Annotated in this window: 3 protein-coding genes; all 3 read right to left on the bottom strand. The window is 44.4% G+C overall.

Going from position 1 to position 4,015, the window contains the following annotated elements:
* Nucleotides 1-234: 234 nt before the first annotated feature.
* Nucleotides 235-1,785, bottom strand: a complete 1,551-nt coding sequence (locus AC1DPZ_RS23415; RefSeq protein WP_477408002.1) for a M28 family peptidase — start codon at nt 1,783-1,785, stop codon at nt 235-237.
* 176 nt (nt 1,786-1,961) lie between these two features.
* A complete protein-coding gene (gene rpiB / locus AC1DPZ_RS23410; RefSeq protein WP_477408000.1) occupies nt 1,962-2,396 on the bottom strand; it encodes a ribose 5-phosphate isomerase B in 435 nt (144 codons plus the stop codon).
* A gap of 584 nt (nt 2,397-2,980) precedes the next feature.
* Nucleotides 2,981-4,015, bottom strand: a 1,035-nt coding sequence (gene bshA, locus AC1DPZ_RS23405) for an N-acetyl-alpha-D-glucosaminyl L-malate synthase BshA (RefSeq protein WP_477407998.1), incomplete at its 5' end; no start/stop codon positions are given.

The following is a 4,015-nucleotide window of genomic DNA, read 5'->3' as shown; positions in this document are numbered from 1 at the left end:
CCGCCGCGCTGTACTTATCAATACTGTTATTGATAATACGGCGGTGATCAACATCAAATGCCTTTTCTTCCGAGGCAACCAAGAACTCTTCGGCAGTGCTACCCATATATGCGAATTTAGGTTTTTTTTTGTAGGAGACGCATATCTGCATCTTATATACTACAAAAAAGGGGCGCAAATTTGCGCCCCTGCATTAAAATTCGTCTTTTGGTCAAACTCAATCAACCATTCACCTTATTTAGAAGGCACCACGTCGAGCGCTGGTTTTTTATCCCTGTTGGCTAATTCCCAGCCGGTATAAAATACAAGCTGCGCACGTTTTGCCAATAACGGAAAGTTGATCTTACTTACCTCATCGCCTGGCTGATGGTAATCGGCATGCACACCGTTGAAGTAAAATATAATTGGTACACCGTGTTTAGCAAAGTTGTAATGATCGCTGCGATAGTAAAACCTGTTAGGATCATTAGGATCGTCATATTTGTAATCCAGTTTAAGTTTAGTGTAGGTATCATTCGCTTTTTCGCCAATATCATGCAGGTCTTTGCTCAACATGGCCGAACCTATTGAATATACATAATTTGCAGAATCGGGTTTGCCAACATACTCTTCACCCACACGACCTATCATATCAACATTCAGGTCGGTAATCGTATTAGCCAAGGGATACACCGGATGATCGGTATAGTATTCAGAACCTAACAGGCCTTTTTCTTCGCCCACATTGCCTAAAAATAAAACGCTGCGCCGCGGACCGTGACCATCTTTTTTGGCCTGTGAAAATGCACGGGCAATTTCAAGAATCCCGGTAGTACCAGATCCATCGTCATCTGCGCCGTTATTTATTTTGTCTTTTGCATTGGGGTCGGTTTCCAAACCGATGTGATCATAATGGGCCGAAAATACCAATACTTCATCTTTCAAGTCGGTACCGGGCATATATCCTAATACATCAACCGCTTTAACATCGGTATGGTCGTTGGCGTAATCAGCCACAAAATCTGCTTTAGCGGTTACAACCGGAGTAGTTGCAGCTGCAGCTTTTAATTCAGCATAAGTTTTACCGATTGATTTTACCAACTCATCAGCAATAGCGGTGCTTATATGTAATACACCAACAGCTTTAGAAGCTGCAGGACCTTCCTTAATGGTTAAGCGCGGGCTTGCAATACTTTTACCAAAACGCTTAAGCAAACTCGACAGTTCGCCATTAGCCGCCAAAATAATTGAAGGATTTTTGCTTTGCAGGTTTTTTAATACCTGCAGGCGTGCCGTACTCATGCGTACAGCTGTATTTGCAGCCTTACCCGCCACTGGTTTATCCTCGTTGATCCATAGCACAACTTTGCCTGTTAAATCAGTGGTTCCCAGTTCGCTATCGGTACCAAAACCAACAAATACAACATCACCGGCTTTGATGCTATTATCCGGAACTGTGCCATTTGGAAAGAAATCCTGTCCTAATACAAATGATTTTCCATTAACAGTAAATGCCGATACCTTTAAAGCATTTTGCTCCAACGGTACATCATAAAAGTACGAGCCTTTTACAGGGGCCTGTAAGCCTAATTTTTTAAATTCGGCGGCAATGTAATTGGCTGCTTTTTCGGCACCGGGTTTGCCGGTTTCGCGGCCTTCAAATTCATCTGATGCTAAAATGCTCAGGTGCCTTTTTGCATCCTCGGCGCTGATCAGCTTGGCGTACTTCATTGCAGTGGGATTTTGCTGTGCACAAGCACTTACCGCAATGGCTGCAGAAAACGTAAGTAATGTAATTTTCTTCATGTATGATAATTAATTTAGTCAGTTCCTTTTTAGTCAGTAGTCAGTAGTCAGTAGTCAGTAGTCAATGGTCATTAGTCAGTAGTCATTGGGGAGGGGGGGTATGGCGGCTTTAGGTTTGCCTCAAACTTTTTCTCCCTGTCCTTGCTCCTTTGTCCAAAAATCTTTTGTCCTTTTTCTCAACAAGCCATTTTCCCTACCCTTGTGGCGTGCCTGCCGCCTTCAAAGCTGGTATTAAAAAATGCATTTATTATTTTTTTGGCCTCATCAATGCTGATAAAACGGGCCGGGATACATACTATGTTGGCATTATTGTGGCTCCGGGCCAGTACAGCCAGTTCCTCGTTCCAGCAAATGGCAGCGCGGATTCCCTGGTGCTTGTTGGCGGTTATAGCAACACCGTTGGCGCTGCCGCAAACCAGCACGCCCAGGTCGCACTCACCGTTTTCAACTGCCGATGCTACGGGATGTGCAAAATCGGGATAATCAACAGAGGCGCCTGAATAAGTTCCAAAATCTGTTAGCTGATCTGCAGGAATATCTGCTGATAAAGCCTGTTTATAATCAAAGCCGGCATGATCGGCACCAATGGCAATTTTAAGCCCTTCTTTCATTGTACAAAATAGTTTTTGCAAATGTGCAAAATTAGGATGACAGATGCACAGGTTTCAGCTATACAGGTGTGCAGATTATTTTAAATAAGAAGATTGTTACAATGATGCAGGTTTCAGATGTGCAAATTTCAAATGTGCAGATATGCAGATTATTTTAAATAAGAAGATTGTCACAATTCATATAAACTACTGGTTATTGCGAGTGGTAAAATTTCGCGAAATGCTGAAGGGAAATGCCGTTTTAAAAGGTTTTTTGCAAACACGTTGTTGGTAGGTACGAGGCAATCGCATACTATGCAGAGTGGACCTGTACAGTTCGCGATTGCCGCGCTGCGCTCGCAATGACATAGTTGTAAGCTACTGATTATCAAATATATTTTTTAGGTTTTCAACGTAGAGACGCATAATTGCGTCTCCCGCGTGCAAATCAAACATGCAAATTGATCTTGCAAATCGGCCTTGCAAATCCTGAATATCCTGCGGGAGACGCAATTATGCGTCTCTACAACAGCCCCATTTGCCGCATTGTCATTACTGCTTTTTCCAACTGGTGGGTACTCGTGACTGGTTAATTTCTTGGGAGGCTATACCTTATCCTTACACTTTTCAATTACTTCCATGTAGTAGTTTTCGTAAAGCGGCAGTATAGTAGCCAGGTCGAACAGCTTGGCGCGGGCAAGGGCGTTTTCTTTAAAAGTTTCCAGGCGGGCTTCATCTTCAAGGATGTAGATCGCTCTTTCACCCATACCCTCTACATCGCCCACATCGCGCAGGAACCCGGTTTCACCTTCAACATTCAGCTCGGGCAAACCACCGGCGTTACTGCTTATCACGGGCACCTTGCAGGCCATAGCCTCTAAGGCTGCCAAACCAAAACTTTCTGATTGCGATGGCATCAGGAACAGGTCGGCTACCGACAGGATCTCTTCAATGGCATCCTGCTTACCTAAAAAGCGTACGTTATCGGTAACACCAAGGTCGCGGCACAATTGCTCGCAGCCAGAGCGTTCCGGCCCATCGCCTACCATGAGGAGCTTTGATGGGATGGTTTTAATAACCTTGGCAAATATTTTCACCACATCCTCGGTACGTTTTACCTTGCGGAAGTTGGAGGTATGTACCAATATTTTTTCGCCGAACGGCGCTATTGCTCTTTTGAAATGGTCTTTGGCTTTAAGGCTGAAACGATTCAGATCGATAAAGTTCGGGATTACCTTAATATCGTTCTCGATCTCAAAAAACTTATAGGTGTCTTCGCGCAGGTTTTCGGATACTGCGGTTACGCCGTCGGATTTATTGATAGAGAAGGTAACCACCGGTTTAAAGGTATGGTCTTTACCAACCAGCGTAATATCCGTGCCGTGCAGGGTGGTAACTACAGGGATATATATGCCGTAAGTCATGAGGATCTGCTTGGCCATAAACGCCGCCGAAGCATGCGGAATAGCATAGTGTACGTGCAGCACATCCAGTTTTTCAAAGCGTACCACATCAACCAGCCTGCTGGCCAGCGCCAGCTCATAGGGTGGAAAATCAAACAAGGGATAGTTATTTACCGATACCTCGTGGTAAAACAGGTTTTCGGAAAAAAGGTCTAACCTTGCCGGCTGGTTATAGGT

The organism is Mucilaginibacter sp. P4_G9 (assembly GCF_056400985.1).
The sequence above is the reverse complement of the archived record's forward strand: the minus strand, read 5'-3'. Positions and strand labels throughout refer to the sequence as shown.

Coding starts and splice junctions, on each gene's coding strand:
- AC1DPZ_RS23415 (WP_477408002.1), bottom strand. CDS start 1,785: ATGAAGAAAATTACATTACTTACGTTTTCTGCAGCCATTGCGGTAAGT.
- rpiB (WP_477408000.1), bottom strand. CDS start 2,396: ATGAAAGAAGGGCTTAAAATTGCCATTGGTGCCGATCATGCCGGCTTT.